Annotated in this window: 14 protein-coding genes; 6 read left to right on the top strand and 8 right to left on the bottom strand. The window is 67.2% G+C overall.

Annotated elements, in window-relative coordinates; all coding sequences use genetic code 11:
* Positions 1-142: 142 nt before the first annotated feature.
* From FGS76_RS11240 to yrfG, 4 genes are all read right to left on the bottom strand, one after another.
* Complete coding sequence (locus tag FGS76_RS11240) at positions 143-1,687, bottom strand: phosphoenolpyruvate carboxykinase (RefSeq protein WP_138772739.1); 1,545 nt, start codon at positions 1,685-1,687, stop codon at positions 143-145.
* 116 nt (positions 1,688-1,803) lie between these two features.
* Entirely contained in the window at positions 1,804-2,676 is an 873-nt protein-coding gene (gene hslO, locus FGS76_RS11235) for an Hsp33 family molecular chaperone HslO (RefSeq protein WP_138772738.1), read from the bottom strand.
* Positions 2,673-3,068, bottom strand: coding sequence for an RNA-binding S4 domain-containing protein (locus FGS76_RS11230; protein ID WP_138772737.1), 396 nt, complete (start codon positions 3,066-3,068; stop codon positions 2,673-2,675). The genes hslO and FGS76_RS11230 overlap by 4 nt, the downstream gene beginning before the upstream one ends.
* Complete coding sequence (gene yrfG / locus FGS76_RS11225) at positions 3,065-3,718, bottom strand: GMP/IMP nucleotidase (protein WP_138772736.1); 654 nt, start codon at positions 3,716-3,718, stop codon at positions 3,065-3,067. Before yrfG ends, FGS76_RS11230 begins: the two co-directional genes overlap by 4 nt.
* A 157-nt stretch (positions 3,719-3,875) precedes the next feature.
* Here yrfG and FGS76_RS11220 point away from each other — a divergent pair, with 157 nt between their 5' ends.
* A complete protein-coding gene (locus FGS76_RS11220) occupies positions 3,876-5,312 on the top strand; it encodes an aminotransferase-like domain-containing protein (protein WP_138772735.1) in 1,437 nt (478 codons plus the stop codon).
* On the opposite strand, the gene FGS76_RS11215 is transcribed toward FGS76_RS11220, so the two are convergent.
* On the bottom strand, positions 5,309-7,510 hold the full coding sequence (locus FGS76_RS11215; protein WP_138772734.1) for a hypothetical protein: 2,202 nt from the start codon (positions 7,508-7,510) through the stop codon (positions 5,309-5,311). The two genes, FGS76_RS11220 and FGS76_RS11215, sit on opposite strands and share 4 nt — an antisense overlap.
* Before the next feature lie 218 nt (positions 7,511-7,728).
* On the opposite strand from FGS76_RS11215, the gene FGS76_RS11210 reads away from it, so the two are divergent.
* Positions 7,729-10,071 carry a DUF6351 family protein gene (locus FGS76_RS11210; RefSeq protein WP_138772733.1) on the top strand — a complete coding sequence of 781 codons (2,343 nt, stop codon included), beginning with the start codon at positions 7,729-7,731 and terminating at the stop codon, positions 10,069-10,071.
* A gap of 542 nt (positions 10,072-10,613) precedes the next feature.
* Here the strand turns inward: FGS76_RS11210 and FGS76_RS11205 are convergent.
* Together FGS76_RS11205 and FGS76_RS11200 are read right to left on the bottom strand one after the other, a co-directional pair.
* Positions 10,614-11,399, bottom strand: coding sequence for an aldo/keto reductase (locus FGS76_RS11205; RefSeq protein WP_138772732.1), 786 nt, complete (start codon positions 11,397-11,399; stop codon positions 10,614-10,616).
* Positions 11,396-12,616 (bottom strand): FAD-dependent oxidoreductase, encoded by a 1,221-nt coding sequence (locus FGS76_RS11200; protein WP_138772731.1) that lies wholly within the window; start codon positions 12,614-12,616, stop codon positions 11,396-11,398. The genes FGS76_RS11205 and FGS76_RS11200 overlap by 4 nt, the downstream gene beginning before the upstream one ends.
* Before the next feature lie 76 nt (positions 12,617-12,692).
* Between FGS76_RS11200 and waaA the strand changes: the two genes are divergently transcribed.
* A complete protein-coding gene (gene waaA, locus FGS76_RS11195) occupies positions 12,693-13,970 on the top strand; it encodes a lipid IV(A) 3-deoxy-D-manno-octulosonic acid transferase (protein WP_138772730.1) in 1,278 nt (425 codons plus the stop codon).
* On the opposite strand, the gene FGS76_RS11190 is transcribed toward waaA, so the two are convergent.
* Positions 13,916-15,343 carry a TolC family outer membrane protein gene (locus FGS76_RS11190; RefSeq protein ID WP_138772729.1) on the bottom strand — a complete coding sequence of 476 codons (1,428 nt, stop codon included), beginning with the start codon at positions 15,341-15,343 and terminating at the stop codon, positions 13,916-13,918. The genes waaA and FGS76_RS11190 overlap by 55 nt on opposite strands.
* Before the next feature lie 239 nt (positions 15,344-15,582).
* On the opposite strand from FGS76_RS11190, the gene thiC reads away from it, so the two are divergent.
* From thiC to FGS76_RS11175, 3 genes are read left to right on the top strand one after another with little or no spacing between them, the layout of a single operon-like run.
* A complete protein-coding gene (thiC, locus tag FGS76_RS11185; RefSeq protein ID WP_138772728.1) occupies positions 15,583-17,460 on the top strand; it encodes a phosphomethylpyrimidine synthase ThiC in 1,878 nt (625 codons plus the stop codon).
* Positions 17,453-18,079 (top strand): NUDIX domain-containing protein, encoded by a 627-nt coding sequence (locus FGS76_RS11180; protein ID WP_138772727.1) that lies wholly within the window; start codon positions 17,453-17,455, stop codon positions 18,077-18,079. Before thiC ends, FGS76_RS11180 begins: the two co-directional genes overlap by 8 nt.
* Positions 18,076-18,534 carry a DUF1249 domain-containing protein gene (locus tag FGS76_RS11175; RefSeq protein WP_138772726.1) on the top strand — a complete coding sequence of 153 codons (459 nt, stop codon included), beginning with the start codon at positions 18,076-18,078 and terminating at the stop codon, positions 18,532-18,534. Before FGS76_RS11180 ends, FGS76_RS11175 begins: the two co-directional genes overlap by 4 nt.
* Positions 18,535-18,689: the final 155 nt, after the last annotated feature.

Genomic DNA, 18,689 nt, shown 5'->3' with positions numbered 1-18,689 from the left:
ACGGCGGCCAGTCTAACGCCGTGGAGAAAAGCGCGAAATCGTGCCCGCGCCGGTTTTGCGTGATTTGACCGATCGGTCCCGGCCCCGATACGAAAAAAGCCCGCCGGTGTGGCGGGCTTTTTCGTGGGGCGCGGGGCCGGCTTCAGGCCTTCGGGCCCGCGGCGCGGATCTCGTCGGAAACGTCCGCGTACTTCTCGGCGAAGTTGTTCTGGAACTGCTCGGCGAGATCGCGGGCACTCTGCTCGTAGTTTTCCGGGCTGGCCCAGGTGTTCTTGGGCATCAGCAGCTTGCTGTCCACGCCCGGCACCTGCTTGGGCACGTCCAGATTGATGATGTCCAGGTGCTCGGTTTCGGCATCGTCCAGTTCACCGGTGAGGATGGCGTTGATCACGCCACGGGTGGTGGGGATGCTGAAGCGCTCGCCCTCGCCGTAGGGGCCACCGGTCCAGCCGGTGTTGACCAGGTAGACCTTGGAACCGAATTCCTTGACCCGCTTGATCAGCAGCTCGGCGTATTCGCCGGCGCGGCGCGGGAAGAAGGGTGCCCCGAAGCAGGTGGAGAAGGTGCTCTTGATGCCCTTGCCGGCGCCCACCTCGGTGGAACCCACCAGGGCGGTGTAGCCGCTCAGGAAGTGGTAGGCGGCGCCTTCGTGGGTGAGCCGGGATACCGGCGGCAGCACCCCGGTCAGGTCACAGGTCAGGAAGATCACGTGCTTGGGTTCGCCGGCGCGGTTCTCGAACACGCGCTTTTCCACGTTTTCCAGCGGGTAGGCGGCCCGGGTGTTCTCGGTCAGGGACACATCGCTGTAATCCGGAACCCGGGTTTCCTCATTGAGGACCACGTTTTCCAGCACCGCGCCGAAGCGGATGGCGTCCCAGATGATCGGTTCGTTCTTCTGGCTCAGGTCGATGCACTTGGCGTAGCAGCCACCTTCGATGTTGAACACCACGTCCTTGCCCCAGCCGTGCTCGTCGTCACCGATCAGGTAACGGGACGGGTCGGCGGACAGGGTGGTCTTGCCGGTGCCGGACAGGCCGAAGAACAGGGCCACGTCGCCGTTCTCGCCCACGTTGGCGGAGCAGTGCATGGGCAGCACGTCTTTTTCCGGCAGCAGGAAGTTCTGGGCCGCGAACATGGCTTTCTTCATTTCACCGGCGTAGCGCATGCCGGCGATCAGAATCTTGCGCTGGGCGAAGTTGAAGATCACGGTGCCGTCGGAGTTGGTGCCGTCCCGTTCCGGGTCGCACTGGAAGTTCACCGCGTGCAGGATCTGCCACTCTTCCTTGCCGCGCGGGTTGTACTTCTCCGGGCGGATGAACAGGGTGTTGGCGAACAGATTGTGCCAGGCGGTCTGCGCGGTGACCTTCACCGCCAGATAGTGGTCGGTGTCCGCGCCCACGTGCAGGTGGGAAACGAAGGTGTCGTCCTCGGTCACGAAGGCGGCCACGCGATCCCAGAGCGCGTCGAACTTGTCCGCCGGGAACGGCCGGTTGATGGCGCCCCAGTGAATGTGTTCGCTGGTGCTCGGCTCGTCGACGATAAAGCGGTCCATGGGGGAGCGGCCGGTACGGTGGCCGGTTTCCACCACCAGGGCGCCGGTATCGGACAACTGGCCTTCTTTGCGCTGGACGGCCAGTTCGACGAGCTGGGCCGGGCTGAGATCGTTATAGGTCATAGGGTTCGTCATGATTATTCCTGGGCTTGGCACCTTGACTGAGCACTTGCTGGCTACGCTGACAGGCGCGCGATTATGACAGAAAAGCGGCGTCCTGGCGATGTCGACGCCGGGCCGGGGCGCGGGCCTCAGCCGCCGCCGGCCTCGCGGGCCAGTTCGGCCAGGTCCACGGCGTCGAAATGCTGCCGGGACAGGCAGAAATCACAGGTCAGGGTGGCCTCGCCGTCCTCTTCCAGCAGCTGGCGGATCTCGTCGACGCCCAGGGACAGCAAGGCGTTGCGGGTGCGCTCCCGGGAGCAGGTGCAGCCGAACCGCATGGCCTGGGGGTCGGGCAGCCGGGGCGGGGTCTCATGGAACAGCCGGCGCAGCACCGTTTCCGTGTCCAGGTCCAGCAGCTCTTCCATGCGCAGGGTGTCCGCCAGGGTTTCCAGATGCTGCCAGCGCTCGGCGTTGTGTTCGGCGTCGGCGGCCCGGTCCGGCAGCCGCTGCAGCAGCATGCCGGCGGCGCGGCCGTTGCCGGCGGCCAGCCACAGGCGGGTGGGCAGCTGTTCGGACTGGCGGAAGTAGGCTTCCAGACAGCGGGCCAGGGTGTCGCCTTCCAGGGGCACGATGCCCTGGTACTGGCGTCCTCCCTCCGGGCTGATGGTGATCACCATGGTGCCGTTGCCGAGCAGGTCGCCCATGGCCACCTGTTCGTCGGCCCGATGGTCGTGGCGGGCCAGGGCGCGCAGCTGGCCGTCGTGGGTGCACTCGGCGAGCAGCAGCGACACCGGGCCACCGCCCTGGGCCTGCAGGCTCAGCCGGCCCCGGAACTTGAGGGTGCCGGCCAGCAGCGCCACGGCGGCCACCGCCTCGCCGACCAGACCCTGTACCGCCATCGGGTAGTCATGGGCGCCGAGAATCGACGCCAGGCTGCGGTCCAGGCGCACCAGCTCGCCGCGCACATCGGTATCGGGGAACAGGAAACGTTGCTTTTGATCGGACGCGTGGGTATTGCTCACAGGTCACCTTCGTGGTCACGTCGGAAGCGCGCCATATCGCGGCGCTCCTTCTTACTCGGTTTGTGGTCGGGCACCGGGGCGGCCATGCGCGCCAGCCGGCGCTGTTCGGCACTCTGCTGGCGGGCCGCCAGGCTGTCCTCGGTTTCCCGGTAGAGCTGCTCGGCGGCGCTGGCCGGGCCCCGCTTGTTGCTCAGGCCCTCCACCACCACCGTCCACAGCTGGTCGCCCTTGCGGATGTCCAAAACCGTGCCGGGCGTCACCGTCCTGCTGGGCTTGGCCTTGGCGCCGTCCACCTGCACCTTGCCGCCTTCAATGGCCTGCTTGGCCAGGCTGCGGGTCTTGAAGAAGCGGGCCGCCCACAGCCAGGAATCAATGCGGGTGCCCTCGCTCACGGCAACACCCGCAGGAAGTCGCCGATGGCCGGGAACGGGTCGGTGTGCGTGCGCGCCGGCAGGCTGGAATCCGGCTGCAGGATGCTGGCCAGATGGCCGAGCCCGTACAGCCGGCCGGAGTGCAGCACCGGCAGCGAATCGTCCACCAGCAGCGCCCGGGCCGGGTCGAACGGGTGCTGTTCACGCAGCCGCCGCCAGAAATCCTGGGCTTCCTTGGGGTGCCCGTAGTCGTGGCTGGACACCAGGGCATCGAAATAACGGTCGATGCCGGTGCGCTCCAGCTTCAGGTCCAGGGCCTCCCGGTGGGCGTTGGTGACCATGATCACCTGCCGGGGGCCGTCGCGCAGGGCGCCCAGAAACGCCTCCGCCCCCGGGCGCACGGTAATGCGGTCGGCGGCGGCCCGTTTCAAGGCGGCGATGTTCAGGTCCAGTTCCCGGGTCCAGAAATCCAGGCAGTACCAGTTCAGCGTGCCCAGGTGGCTGGCGATCCAGTCCTGCAGTATCCGTTCCGCCTCGGCGTATTGCAGACCGCGGCTCAGGGCGTACTGCTCGGGCACATGGCGCTGCCAGAACCAGTTGTCGAAGGCCAGGTCCAGCAGGGTGCCGTCCATATCCAGCAGCACGGTGTCGATGTCTTTCCAGTCGATCATTGCCTTGCCTGCCTCAGGGCGTGAGGGTGGGGATCGCGGCGCACAGTATGCAATATCCGCTCGGAGGCCGAAATACGAAGGCCCGGCGGGCGCGGTTACAAACCCGGTCGGGTAGGGCAGAATGGCGCCATTACGATAACAACATAAGGTGTCGCCGGTGATCGACGACCGCTTCCTTTACGAACGCATCAGCCGGCGTCTGCTGGAGCAGATCGGCGCCGGGTCCTTCGCCGTCGGCCAGAAGCTGCCCTCGGTACGGCGCATGAGCGCCATGTTCAAGGTCAGCGTCAATACGGTGATGCAGAGCTACCGTCAGCTGGAAGCGGAAGGCTACCTGGAGATCCGCCCGCAGTCCGGCGTCTATGTACGCAATTCCGATGTGCACGACATCCCCGAGCCGGACGGCTCCCGCTACCCGCTGCTGCCGGTGGAGGTGTCGCTCAGCGAACAGGTGCTGCACTACATGGAACTGCACGCCGACCCGGACATGGTGCGGCTCGGCATCGCGCTGCCCGGGCCGGAGGTGCTGCCGGTGGACCGGGTGATGGCCACCATCCGCGATGTGACCCGCCATCACGCCCTGGAAGTCTGGGATTACATGCACCCCAACGGCAGCGCCCTGTTCACCCACCATCTGGCGCGCCGCAGCCTGTCCTATGAGGTGCCGGTCACCGCCGAGGACATCATCGTCACCAGCGGCGCCATGGAGGCCCTGTCCCTGGCGCTGCGCAGCGTCAGCCGGCCCGGTGACACGGTGGTAGTGGAATCGCCCACCTACTACGGCGCCCTGCTGCTGCTGGAGACCCACCAGCGCAAGGTGGTGGAAGTGCCCACCCATCCCCGCCAGGGCATCAGCCTGGCGGCCCTGGAGCAGGTGTTTCAGCGCGGCGGCGTGGCCGCCTGCCTGGTGTCCACCAATGCCCAGAACCCGCTGGGCTTCACCATGAGCCTGGAACGCAAGGCGGCCCTGGTGGCGCTGTCCGAGCGCTACCAGGTGCCGCTGATCGAGAATGATGTTTGGGGCGACACCGTCTACAAGGACAGCGCGCCGCCGGCCAAGGCCTTCGACCGCAGCGGCATGGTGCTGTATTGCAGCAGCTTTTCGAAAAGCCTGATGCCCGGCCTGCGCATCGGCTGGGCGGCGGCGGGCCGTTTCCAGAAACGTTTCCGGGAACTCAAGCAACTGAGCACCATCACCTCCACCTCCATTTCCCAGATCGTCATGGGACGGCTGATGGAGAGCGGCTTCTATACCCAGCATCTGCGCGAACTGCGCCTGCATCTGCACGACCAGGTGGAGGCCATGGCCCGGGAGGTGCGCCGTTATTTCCCGCCGGGCACCCGGTTGACCCGGCCCACCGGCGGCTGCGTGCTGTGGGTGCGGCTGCCCGGTGGCGTGGACACCCTGGACCTGTTCCAGCGGGCCGCCGCCCGGGGCATCCATGTGTTTCCCGGCGGCGTGTTTTCCCTGGATGGCAAGCACGCGGATTATCTGCGCCTCAACGCCGGCAGCCCGATCACACCTTCGGTGCGCCGGGCATTGTGCTGGCTGGGAGAAGCGGCCGCCGAACTGGCGGCCGCCGGTGGCGACTAGCGGCTCAGGCCGGTGTAGTCATCGCTGTAGCAGGGGCTGTTGCCGCACACATCAACGACCGCGCCGAACGAGCGCAGGAACGCGGATTTCTGCTGGCGGGCGCTGACCGTGTTGCGCGGCGATTCGTGGGGGTCCTCGCCGAGCACCGGGCCGGTGTTGGTGCTGGGCGCGAACGGGGTGCCGTGGCCGCTGACCGGATCGTAGTCGCCGGAATCCCAGACCATCAGCGCATGGCCGTGGTAGGGGTATTGCTCGATGCGCGGAATCGCCACATAGGGGTTGGCATCCGGGTGCTCACCGAGACGGGCGGTGGGTTCGTGGATGGCGGCGCCGATGCTGCGGGCCATGATTTCCGCGCTCCAGTTGGTGACCAGATGATCGCCCATGGCCGCTTGTAGCAACACGGTCTTATTGGCCGGGGTGCCGGGCAGGTAGCGTCCCGCCAGGTGACTCAGATAGCCGTTATTTTCCGCCCGGTCCCAGAGCATTTGCATCAGGCCGAGCACCAGGCTGCGGTCCAGCTCATTCGGGTAGGCCTGGTACAGGATCACGCCGAAACGCTGCGGGAAGGGACCATAGCGGCGCAGCAGCAGGCTGTAGTTGCTGCCCGGCACGCCCAGCACGCCACGGTGCATATTGGGGGCGGTGGCCACCAGCGCGCCGCCCAGAATGCCGCCCTGGCTGTTGCCGTCGTAGAACACTTCCGAGGGGTCATAGATCAGCGCGTTGTCGGTGCCATGGTGGAACGCCGGGTGGCTGGCGAAACCGTCCGGATGACGCAGCAACTCCGCCAGGAACATGGCGTTGAGCAGGCCCTGCTGGCTGCGGTCCAGTTGCCGGGGCAGCCGCGACACGTCCGCCAGGATGCGGTGGATCACACCGGCCAGGAAGTCCTCCTGGGCCATGCCGATCCAGTCGGTGGCGCAGAACAGGATGTTGTGTTCGGTCTGCATGGCGCGAACATTGCCGGAGCGGAACTCGCCGCCGGGGCCTTCACCGAACAGACCATGGCCGTAGAGGGCGGCCCGCGCCGGCGTCACCGGGGCCGCCGGGTCGTTGAAGTCCGACACGGCGGTTTCCGGCACCTGGCAACGGAAGCGGGCGGTGACGGTGTCGTCGCCGTTCAACTGCTCGGGCAGGGCGTCCGGATCATCGGTGTTGTCGTAGTGGAAGCTGGAACCGGGCCCGCCACCGGGCTGATTCAGAAAATTGGGCACCTGGAAGGTGCCGCTGATGCCCCGGCTGAGGCCGGCGCGGGGTTGGCCCTGAATGTCGATGCCCACCTGGTCGATGGTGAACGCCGGAGCGCCGCCGCCCAGGCCGGCGAAGGCCCGGTCGCGGATGTGCAGCAACCGCTCGGTGAGGCTCTTCTGGCTGGCCACGGTGAACGACCAGGCCTGCACCAGGCCGTCCCGGGCCACGCCGTGGCTTTCCAGGGTCTCGAACAGCTCGTTCATGGTGTGGCGGCGGGCTTCCAGCGCCGGCTTGCCGGTGTCCAGGCCGTCCCGGTAGGCGCGGAACAACGGCGACGGCGGGATGGTTTCGCCGGCACCGTTGACCAGATTGCGCAGGGCGACGATGTAGGTGCGGCCCTCCAGCAGGTTTTTCGCCGGGCGGATGATCAGCGCGCGGCCGGCGTCACTGCTGGCGTTGGCGTCCAGCTCCGCCCACATCAGTTGCCGCTCGCCGGTTTGTCCGTCGAGCAGCAGGATCGGCGCATCCGGGTTGAAGGTGTCGGACAGGTCGCCAATGCCCACCGCGCCGCTGGCGGCCAGGTCCACGTCCGGCAGCCAGGTCTGGATCATCGCCCCGGGGGAGAAACCGTCGTTGCGGTTCCACTCGCTGGGATCGATGGGGGTGGCCTCGGTGGTTTCCACGCCAACCGGCGCGTAGGGGTTGGCGGCGATCGACACCGGCTGCGCCACCGGCATGGCGGCACGCTGGAAATTCACCCGCCGCCCGGTGGGGGTGCCGGGGTCGGCGCGGGTGAAATAGTCATTGGGGAACGGGTACAGGCAGCGGGTGGCCACGGTCAGGTCGCAGTATTCGGCGGTCTCCAGATTCAGGCCGGACAGGTCCACGCCGGCGGCGGGCGCCGTTGAGCCACCGGAGGAGCCGGAATCGCCGCCGCAACCGGACAGCAGGGTAAGCAGACACGCGCCGGCCAGGGCCGCGCGGGAAGCGCCGGATAAGGGCATGGTCAGTTCTCCCGAACAATGTTTATTGTTTTTTGAAGCCGTTATCTAGCCCGCCGGGCGGCGGATAAAACAGGCACAGTTGCCCCCTTTTCACTGCAACAGTGGTGTCACTGTTCCAGCCACTTCCGCAAAACTGTACCTGTTATGCGGCCGCCGTCCCTCCTACCTTGAATCATCCGGCACAGCCCGGCGATAACAAAAATATCGAGGAGAGCAACATGTCTGTACGCGTAACGGGCAGCGCACTCGCGTTGGCGACCGCCTGCCTGCTCACCGCCTGTGGCGGCGACTCCAGTTCCCATTCCCCGGAAGCCACGCCCTCCGCCAGCCTGCGGGTGGTGTCCAGCGAACCCCAGTGGGTCAGCGGCGGAGACGCCCGGGTGGCGGTGCGCGGTGACGCCGGCCTGCTGGACGGGGCGCGCCTGCGCCTCAACGGCGAGGACCTGGACACCGAAGGTTTCCAGGCCAGCGACGACGGCGTCGAAGGGATGGTGCGGGGCCTGCAAGAAGGGGAGAACGAACTCACCGTCTGGCACCCGGACCACGGCACCCTGGCCCGCCTGACCCTCACCAACCACCCGGTGGAAGGCCCCATGTTTTCCGGCCCCCACCAATACCCGTTCGTATGCACCACGGTGTCCGAGCTGGGCAAGCAGCCGCTGGTGGACACCGACGGCAACGAGGGCTTTCCGGTCTATGACGACCAGAACCAGCAGATCGGCCTGAGCCGGGACTGCGGCCTCGAGCCCTACACCGAATACTGGTACCGCACCACCGGCGGCGAGTATCAGCCCCTGCCGGAGGGCGGCTCGCGGCCGTCGGACATGGCCACTACCACCCTGTCGGACGGCCGCGTGGTGGACTTCGTGGTGCGCTGGGAGCGCGGCACCATCAACCGCTTTATCTATTCCATCGCCATGCTCGCCGACGCCGGCGAGGAAGCCGGTTCCCTGGACACCGACCTGTGGAATGGCCGGCTCATGTTCCGCTTCCAGGGTGGCGTGGGCATCGGCCACACCCAGGGGCGCATGGACTACAAACGCCGTGCCCTGCAGCCCGACGTGCTCGGCCAGGGCTATGCCATCATCTACTCCACCGGCACCCGCATGAGCGAGCACTACAACATGCAGGTGGGCGGCGAGACCGCGCTGATGGTCAAGGAACGGTTCCTGGAGGAATACGGCGAGCCGCTCTACACCGTGGGTCTGGGCGCCTCCGGCGGTGCCATTCAGCAGTACGTGTACGCGCAGAATCATCCCGGTCTGATCGACGCGGCGATTCCGGTGCAGAGCTACCCGGACATGGTCACCCAGACCATCCACATCGGTGACTGTGAACTGCTCGAGTACTACATGGACGCCACCGACAAGGACAACCCCAAGTGGGCCACCACCAAGAACCGCACCTGGCTGGTGGGTCTCAACGCCGAGGACGATGTGGAAGACCCGCTCTACCCGCTGAAGCAGCAACTGAACTACGGCGGCGCGCCGGGTTCCACCGAATGCGTGGAATCCTGGCGCGGCCTGACGCCGCTGACCATGAACCCCTACTACGGTGAGGCGGACAACCAGGAGCAGATGCAACCCGCCGGTCTGATGGCCACGGTGAACTGGAGCCACTACGACGACCTGCGCAACATCTACGGCGTGGACGGCGAAGGCTACCCGCACACCCTGTTCGACAACGTGGGCGTGCAGTACGGCCTGGAGGCGCTGAACGCACACAACATCACCCCGGAGGAATTCCTCGACCTGAACGCCCGGGTGGGCGGCTGGAAAGACCAGAAAGACATGGTGCAGGAAGGCTTCCCGTTCCTGGGCTCGGTGCAGGATGTGATGAACGACCCGTCGATGTTCGACCCCTGGAGCAGCCGCAATATGACCCTGGGCAGCGACCCGTCATCGCCGGCACCGCGTACCCAAGGGGACCTGGAAGCGATCAACGGCGCCTACAATTCCGGCATGGTGTTCCATGGCAAGGCGGAAGGCATCCCGATCATCGACTACCGGCCCTACCTGGAACACGAGCTGAACATGCACAACGTGCACCAGTCCTTCGCGGTGCGCCAGCGCATGCTCGACTACGACGGCAACGCGGACAACCAGGTGATCTGGTTCGCCGACGCTCGGCCCGAGGAAGACTACAGCGCCGTGCCCCTGGCCCTGGAAGTGATCGACGACTGGATGGCCAACCTGCGCGCCAACCCGAAAGCGGGCGTGGCCGCCAACAAACCGGCCCAGGCCATGGACACCTGCTTCGACACCCAGGGCAATCTGATCGCCCGGGGCGACGATGTCTGGAACGGCATTCTGGATGACCAGGCGGACGGCGCCTGCACCGCCTACTTCCCGGTGTACTCCACCTCGCGGATCGTCGCCGGCGCGCCCATCGAGGGCGACGTGTTCAAGTGCGCGCTCAAGCCGGTATCCGTGGCCCTGGAAGACGGCACCTACGGCACCTGGCAGCCCACCTCCGACCAGGTCAACCGCCTCAACGCGATCTTCCCCGACGGTGTGTGTGACTACACCTTGCCCGACCAGGGCCGGCCGGAGGGACTCTGACACGGCTTGTTAAAGGGAGAGCATGATCGTGTGTTTCGCTCGTCAGGCTCGGGACACCGGATAATGGTGATGTTTGGCGAGATTCGGCCCCTCTTCGGAGGGGCTTTTTTATGGTTCATCGGTTTAGCGGCAAGCATGGCTCCGTAGTGTGGTGTTGGCGCTTAAAGGAAGCGGTAGTCGCGATCAACCACCGTGCCAGATTCATCGCGACTAAAGTCGCTCCTACAACAAGCGAGGCTACCAAGCCGCCACCAATACCCACCCAGGTTCAACGCTGTTTGGAACCAAGAACGGTTCCGCTACCTCGGAGCGGAGCTGTGTGGGTCCCTTCCGGGACCCTTTTTGGCAGGGATGCCAAAAACGGGAGCGCCCAGGGGTGAGGCAAGCGTGTTGCGAAGCACTGCTTCGCGCGCCGCCGAACGCCGCCCATCTGTGATGGGTGGCCGGACCGCTTGCGGGCTTGAGCGATCCCGGAAGGGACCCACACAGCTCCGCGTCCCAGACAATGACCCGCTCTTCCCGGTAAGTCGCGATGAACCTTCTTATCGCTCCCCGCAGGCGCGGCGGGCCTTGGCTACGTTTTCTTCCAGGTGGGCCGGGTTCACGGTGCCGGCGATCACCGCGCCGACGCCGGGGGTGCCCAGCACCTGGTCCAGGCTGGCCTGCACCGGGTCCGGGTGGTCGGCGGGCAGGTGTCCGCTGGCGAAGGCTTTCTTGATCAGGATGCCCTTGCCCTGTTCGGCGGCGAAGTCGATCACCGGCTTTTCGTCCTGTTGCGCCAGGTTGTAGGTGACCATGGCGATGTCGGCCCGGCGCAGGGTTTCCATGCCGCCTTGCACGGTTTTGGTGGAGACCCCGGTGGCGCGGATCTTTCCTTCCCGCTTCAGGTCGTCGAGCACTTCAAGCGTGCCCTGGCGCAGCACGTCCAGGTCGTTGCCGTCGGAGTGCACCAGCACCACATCCAGATGGTCGGTGTTCAGCCGGCGCAGGCTGCGTTCCACGGAGGCGCGGGTGTGTTCCGGGGTGAAGTCAAAGTGGCTCTCGCCGTGTTCGAATTCCTCGCCCACCTTGGTGACGATCACCCAGTGGTCCCGGTGGCTGAGCAGCTGGCCGAGGCGTTCCTCGCTGCGGCCGTAGGCCGGGGCGGTGTCGATCAGGTTGATGCCCAGGTCCCGGGCCCGGGCCAGCAGATGGCGCACCGCGTCGTCGTCGGGGATGGTGAAGGCGGTGGGGTATTTGACGCCCTGGTCGCGGCCGATCTTCACCGTGCCCAGGCCCAGGGCGCTCACCGTCAGGCCGGTGTCGCCGAGCGCGCGCAGGAAGCTCATCCGTGTTCTCCGAAGCTGCGGTACCACTGGGGCTGGCCCACCGGAGCCCGGGGCAGGGCCTCGGGCACCTCGCCCAGGGGCGCGCCGGGCGTCAGCCCGTGTTCGTCCACCAGGGCGTCGACCCGGTCGCCCAGGTCCGGGGCCAGGGTCAGTTTGGTGGGCCAGGTGATGATCAGGTCCCGGTCCCGGCGGGCGTAGGCGTTGTCCGGCTTGGCCAGGCCGTGCTGGCGCGGCTCGGCGCGGGCCACGTCGAGAATGGCGAAGCGGGCGTCGCCGAAATCCAGCCACGGGAACAGGGCATCCAGCTCGGCGCGGGCGGCGGCGATCTGCTGTTCGTCGCTGCGCTCCACGCCTTTTTCCGCCAGTTCGCCGCCCAGGTACCAGACCAGGTCGCCGTCGGGCAGCTCATGGGTGGTGACGGTGAGGCGCGGCTTATTGCTGGCGCCCACGCAGTGGGCGTAGAGGCGGTGGCCCAGCCGGTGCTTCACCAGTACCATTTTCAGGGGCCGGCTTTGCGCCGCCTCGCGGGGGAACAGGCGGCTTTTCTGGGCGTCGGCAAGCAGGGCGGCGTTGCCTTCGCCGGCGGCCAGCACGGTGAGGCGCGGCTCGATGCGCACGCCGTTGATGCGCGCCGCGCGCAGGCCGTCGTCGCCCCATTCCAGATGATCGCGGCCCGGGTCGAAGCGCAGCAGCCGGTCGCGCACCGGCGCCACCAGCACCCGCAGCAGGCTTTCCGTGTCCACCACCAGGTCGTCGAGCCGGTAGACCTGGCCCTTGAAGCGCGGGTTGGCCAGGGCCGAGGGGAACTGGTCGCGCTTCAGCTTCTCGATGCGCCCGCGCAGCATCTTGCTGGCGAAGAAGCTGGTCATGCGGCTGGCCACGGAGCCGGTGGACCACAGGTTCTGGGTGTCGGCGAGCACCCGCAGGCCGCTCAGATCCACCTTGTCGCGGCCGTCGATGGCGGCGCGCCAGCGGTCCGGCATGCCGGCGATCGCCTCGGACTCGCTGGACAGGCCGCCGCCCAGGGCGTATTTCAGGCCGCCGTGGATGATGCCCTGGCTGGCCAGGGTCTGGGCGCCGCCCAGGGTGCCGGTTTCCAGCAGCAGGCACTGGTAGCCGCGTTCGCGCAGGCGGTTGATCAACCACAGGCCGGCGATGCCGCCGCCGAAAATCAGAATGTCCGGTGTCAGGGTGGGCGTCCGGGCGCTGTCGGTCATGGCTCTACCTCGGTTCAATGCGCGGCTATGCTAGCATAGCCGGTCCGCTCTCTTCGCCGCTCTCGATGGATCGCACATGCGCGCTCTGTACACCCTGCTCTGGTACCTGTCCCTGCCTCTGCTGTTCCTGCGTCTTTGGTGGCGCGGCCGGCGCGCGCCCGCCTACCGGCAACGCTGGCGCGAGCGCCTGGCGCTGGGCTACCGGCGCGGCACCCTGAGCGGCAGCGTCTGGGTGCACGCCGTGTCGGTGGGCGAGACCCTGGCGGCGGCGCCGCTCATCGAGGGCCTGCTGGCGGCTCACCCGGATACCCCCCTGGTGGTGACCACCACCACGCCCACCGGCTCCGAGCGGGTGCGCGCCCTGTTCGGCGACCGCGTCACCCACGTGTACTGCCCGTGGGAGCTTCCCGGAGCCTACCGGCGCTTCCTGAACGCCTTCGACCCGCGCCTGGTGGTGATCCTGGAAACCGAGCTGTGGCCCAACCTGTGCGCCGCCGCCAAGGCCCGGGGGGCGAAGCTGCTGTTGATGAACGGCCGGCTCTCGGAGAAAAGCTACCGGGGCTACGCCAAACTGCCGCGCCTGGTGCGGCCCATGCTGGCGCGCTTCGACACCCTGGCGGTGCAGACCGAGGCGGAGGCGGACCGCTTCCAGGCCCTGGGGGCGAGCCGGTCGCAACTGGTGGTCAACGGCAGCGTCAAATTCGACCTGACCCTGGACCACGCGGTGCGCGACCGGGCCGCCGCCCTGCGCGCGCCCTGGGGCGAGCGGCCGGTGTGGATCGCCGCCAGCACCCACCCGGGAGAGGATGAGATCGTGCTGGCCGCCCACCGCCGGCTGCGGGCCGCGCGGCCGGATGCCCTGCTGATTTTGGTGCCCCGTCATCCGGAGCGCTTCGACGACGTGGCCGGCCAGGTCCGCCGCGCCGGCCTGGGCCTCGCCCGGCGCAGCCGGGAGGAGGCGGTGGACGACGGCGTGGCGGTCTACCTGGCGGACACCATGGGCGAGCTGCTGATGCTGTTCGGCGCCGCCGATCTGGCCTTCGTGGGCGGCTCCCTGGTGCCGGTGGGCGGCCACAATCTGCTCGAACCCGCCGCCTGGGGTACGCCGGTGCTGACCGGGCCGGCGCTGCACAACTTCACCGCCATCGCCGCCCTGCTGGACGAGGCGGGGGCGCTTACGGTGGTGTCCGGGGAAGAGGAACTGGCGGCGGCGCTGGCCGCCCTCTACGACGACGCCGGCGAGCGCCGGCGTCGGGGGGAAGCGGCCGCCGGGGTGGTGGCCGCCAATCGGGGCGCGCTTCAGCGCGGGCTGAACATCTGCGCTTCGCTCTGGCCTTCCAGGTCCGGGTTGTAGAGGTCCAGGGTTTCCTGGCCGGACAGCCAGTCGTTCACCGCCACCAGATCCTCCACGTCCAGTTCGCCGGCGGCGGACTTCAGCGTCAGGGTGTCCAGGATGTAGTCGTAGCGGGCGTTGGCGTAGTCCCGCTGGGCGGCGTACAGCGCCTGCTGGGCGTTGAGCACGTCGACCACGTTGCGGGTGCCCACCTCGTAGCCGGACTGGGTCGCTTCCAGGGCGGAGCGGGTGGAGCGGATCGCCTGGCGGCGCGCTTCCACGCGCAGGGCGTCCGCTTCCACGGTGCGGTAGAAGGTGCGCGCCTGCTGGCTGATGTCGCGGATCGTCTGCTGGTACCGCTGGCCGGCGGCGTCGGCGAGCAGGGCCGCCTGCTTGCGCTGGCTGTTGAGGCCGCCACCGCGGAACAGCGGCACGGTTACTTCAATGCCGATAGTCTTTGAATTAGTGTCCGGTTGCGTCGAGTAGAATTGCGTGAGTTGATTGCCGGGGTCGCCCCCCGAGACGCTTGGATCGGTATTGTGGTTGTGTTGATACTCAGCGAACAACTGAACCTTTGGAAGCATGGCCCCCAGTTGTCGGTCGGCCGTAAAACCCGCTGCTTTGGCGCTGTAGCGGGCGGCGAGAATCTGCGGATTCTGGTACGCGGCCTTATCGATCCAGGCGTTCATTTTTGACGGTTGCGGCCCCTCCATCGGCAGATCGTCGCGCAACTCCGCCAGCGTCTCCCATTTACGACCAGTGAGTGTTTCTAACTGGTCGCGGGCGATATCGAATTCCTGCTCGGCGACGATCAGGTTCACCCGGGCCAGGTCGTAGGCGGCGCGCGCTTCTTCCACATCGGTGCTGGCCACCAGGCCCACATCGAAACGTTCCTGGGATTGTTCCAGCTGCCGGCTGATCGCCTTCTCCTCGGCCTGGGCGGACACCAGGGTGTCCCAGGCGCGCAGCACGCCGAAGTAGCCCTGCGCCACGCGCAGCACGAAATCCTGGCGGGACTGGTAGAACTCGGCCTGGGCTACGGAGGTCAGCGACTTGGCTTCCTTGTAGCCGTAGAAGGCATCCAGGCGGAACAGCGGTTGCGTTAGCGTCACCGAGGTGGAACGGGATCTACCGTCTATCTCCAGGTCACCCGTCGATTCGTAGGTTTGGTTGATTTCCGAATGGCGGTGGCTGGCATCGATGGTCGGCAGCAGGGCGGCGCGGCCCTGTACCAGGGTTTCCTGCTCCGCTTCCCAGGTTTTGCGATCGGCGCGCCAGGTGCCGTCGTAATCCCAGGCCGCGTTGGCCACGTCGGTGAGATCGGCGGCCTGGACGGCGCCGGCGGCCAGCAGGGCCATCAGCATGCCGAGGGGCGTTAGGGAACTGCGCTTCATGGATTCATCCACCGTGTCTGAAGGTTCTTGGAAAGCTGAACTGGGCAGTATGGTAATAGTAAGTCCACCGGATTGACACTCCCGCCCGGGGCCGATGCCGCCGTGTCCCGGTTGTTCGGCCCTGGCGCCGTGGCTATAGTGGGGCCTGCCGCCGACCTCCCCCCGACGACCGTCCGCCGGACGGGTTCCGGGAGCGGGGCGCCTTCCTCCCCAATCAAACGAACGCCTGGAGGCCGAACGTGCCCGACGAGCAACGTCACGCCGTACCCAATGCCATCGACGAAGCCTGCCAGCCTATCGCGGGTTCGCGAAAAATCTATGTCACCGGCAGCCGGGCCGATATCCGGGTGCCGATGCGGGAAATCCGTCAGCAGCCCACGCCCCTGGCGGACGGGAAGTTCGAGGATAACCCGCCTCTGGCCGTTTATGATACCTCCGGGCCCTATACCGACCCGGACGCGGCCATCGACGTGCGCCAGGGCCTGCCCGCCGTGCGCGGCGCCTGGATCGAGGAACGCGGCGACAGCGAGCAGCTGGACGGCCTCAGCAGTGAATTCGGCCGCCGCCGCGCCCGCGACATCGCCACCGAGGGTTTGCGGTTTCCGCACCTGCGCGCGCCGCGCCGCGCCCGGGCCGGCGGCAATGTGTCGCAGATGCACTACGCCCGCCAGGGCATCATCACGCCGGAGATGGAGTTCATCGCCATCCGCGAGAACCAGCGTCTGCGCGAGCACCGCGAGGCGGGCCTGCCCACCGGGCAGCACCCGGGGCAGAGCTTCGGCGCCGCCATTCCCGACGAGATCACCCCGGAGTTCGTGCGCGACGAAGTGGCCCGGGGCCGGGCGGTGATCCCGGCCAACATCAACCACCCGGAAATCGAGCCGATGATCATCGGCCGTAACTTCCTCACCAAGATCAACGCCAACATCGGCAACTCGGCGGTCACCTCCTCGATCGAGGAAGAAGTGTCCAAGATGACCTGGGCCACCCGCTGGGGCGGCGACACGGTGATGGACCTGTCCACCGGCCAGAACATCCACGAAACCCGCGAGTGGATTCTGCGCAACTCGCCGGTGCCGATCGGCACCGTGCCGATCTACCAGGCCCTGGAAAAGGTCAACGGCGTCGCCGAGGACCTGACCTGGGAGATCTACCGCGACACCCTGATCGAGCAGGCCGAGCAGGGCGTGGACTACTTCACCATCCACGCCGGCGTGCTGCTGCGCTACGTGCCGATGACCGCCAAGCGCGTCACCGGCATTGTCTCCCGGGGCGGCTCGATCATGGCCAAGTGGTGCCTGGCCCACCACAAGGAGAGTTTCCTCTACACCCATTTCGAGGAAATCTGCGAGATCATGAAGGCCTACGACGTCACCTTCAGCCTCGGTGACGGCCTGCGCCCCGGCTCGGTGGCCGACGCCAACGACGAAGCGCAGTTCTCCGAGCTGCGCACCCTGGGCGAGCTCACCAAGATCGCCTGGAAGCACGACGTGCAGGTGATGATCGAAGGCCCCGGCCACGTGCCCATGCACATGATCAAGGAAAACATGGACGAGCAGATCAAGCATTGCGACGAGGCGCCGTTCTATACCCTGGGCCCGCTGACCCTGGATATCTCCCCCGGCTACGACCACATCAGCAGCGCCATCGGCGCCGCCATGATCGGTTGGTACGGCACCGCCATGCTCTGCTACGTGACGCCCAAGGAGCATCTCGGCCTGCCCAACCGGGATGACGTGAAGGAAGGCATCATCACCTACAAGATCGCCGCCCACGCCGCGGATCTGGGCAAGGGCGTGCCCGGCGCCCAGCTGCGCGACAACGCCATTTCCAAGGCGCGCTTCGAGTTCCGCTGGGAAGATCAGTTCAACCTGGGGCTGGACCCGGACCGGGCGCGGGCCTTCCACGACGAGACCCTGCCCAAGCAGGCGCACAAGGTGGCGCACTTCTGCTCCATGTGCGGGCCCAAGTTCTGCTCCATGAAGATCAGCCAGGAAGTGCGCGACACCTATGGCGACGGTCGCGCCCAGGTGGCGCAGGCGGAAGCCGGCATGGAGGAAAAGTCCCGGGAATTTCGTGAAAAAGGGGCGGAGATTTATCACAAAGCCAATGAATGATCCGAAACCGGTATTCACCGCCGAGGACGTGGAAATCCTGGAACGGGAAACGCCGTTCCAGGGTTTTTTTCGTGTTGAACGCCTGACCCTGCGTCACCGCCATTACCAGGGCGGCTGGGGCGCGCCGGTCAAGCGCGAGCTGTTCGTGCGGCCGCCGGCCGCGGCGGTGCTGCCCTACGACCCGGTGCGCGGCGAAATCCTGCTGGTCGAGCAGTTTCGCGTCGGTGCCCTGGAATGGCGCGACACCCCCTGGTGCCTGGAACTGGTGGCCGGCCTCGCCGACAAGGACGGCGAGCCGGTGGCCGACCTGGTGCGCCGGGAAGCCCTGGAGGAAGCCGGGGTGGAGATCGGCGCCATGCGCCGCGTGGCGCACTACATGCCCAGCCCCGGCGGCTCCAATGAGCGCCTGCAGGTGTTCGTCGGCCAGGCGGATTTGAGCGGCGCCGGCGGCATCCACGGGGTCGCCGACGAAGGCGAGGACATCCGCGTGGTGGTGCAGCCTGTGTCCGCCATCGAGTCCCTGCTGCAAAGCGGCCGGGTGGACAACGCCGCCTCGCTGATCACCCTGCAGTGGCTGTTGCTGAACCGCGAGGCGCTGGACCGGGAGTGGCGCCGATGAGCGCGCCGCGCCGCTACCGCCTGGATTTCCGCGACCTGATGGCCCAGTGCGAATCCAACTACGCCCGCCTGCTGCCGTTTCTGCGCGCCCTGGGCGAGCGGGAAAGTCTCGACCTGGCGCTGGGCCGTGGCCGCCCGCGCACGGTGCACATCCAGGTGCTGGAGCGCTCGCCGTACACCACCACCCTGTGCCTGCGGGACCAGGCCCTGCACGACGCCGTGCCGGCGCCCAGTCTGACCGTGCGGCTGTACCACGATGCACGGGTCGCCGAGGTCACCGAGGCGAGCCCGTTCCAGCGAGTGCAGGCGCGCTACCCGTACCCCAACTCGCAGATGCACCAGCGCGACGAGAAAGCCCAGTGGAATCGCTTTCTGGGGGAATGGCTGACCCACGTGCATGATCATGGCCGCGACGCGGCGCCGGCCTGGGGCCGCTCCGGTACCACCGGCGACTGACCGGCCCGGGTACTGCGCATTGGTTCCAGAAACCGGGCGCCCCTCCTGGCAAACCGCCATTATCTTGGTTATAACCGTAGAGCCGCCGGTCTCCCTGGGGAGGACACCGGCGGTTTTTTGACTGGGGGCCCGCGCCGGCGCGGGTATCACGACCA

Origin of the sequence: Alloalcanivorax gelatiniphagus (assembly GCF_005938655.1) — a bacterium.
Taxonomy (GTDB): domain Bacteria; phylum Pseudomonadota; class Gammaproteobacteria; order Pseudomonadales; family Alcanivoracaceae; genus Alloalcanivorax; species Alloalcanivorax gelatiniphagus.
This window is presented reverse-complemented; position numbering and strand designations above follow the sequence as displayed.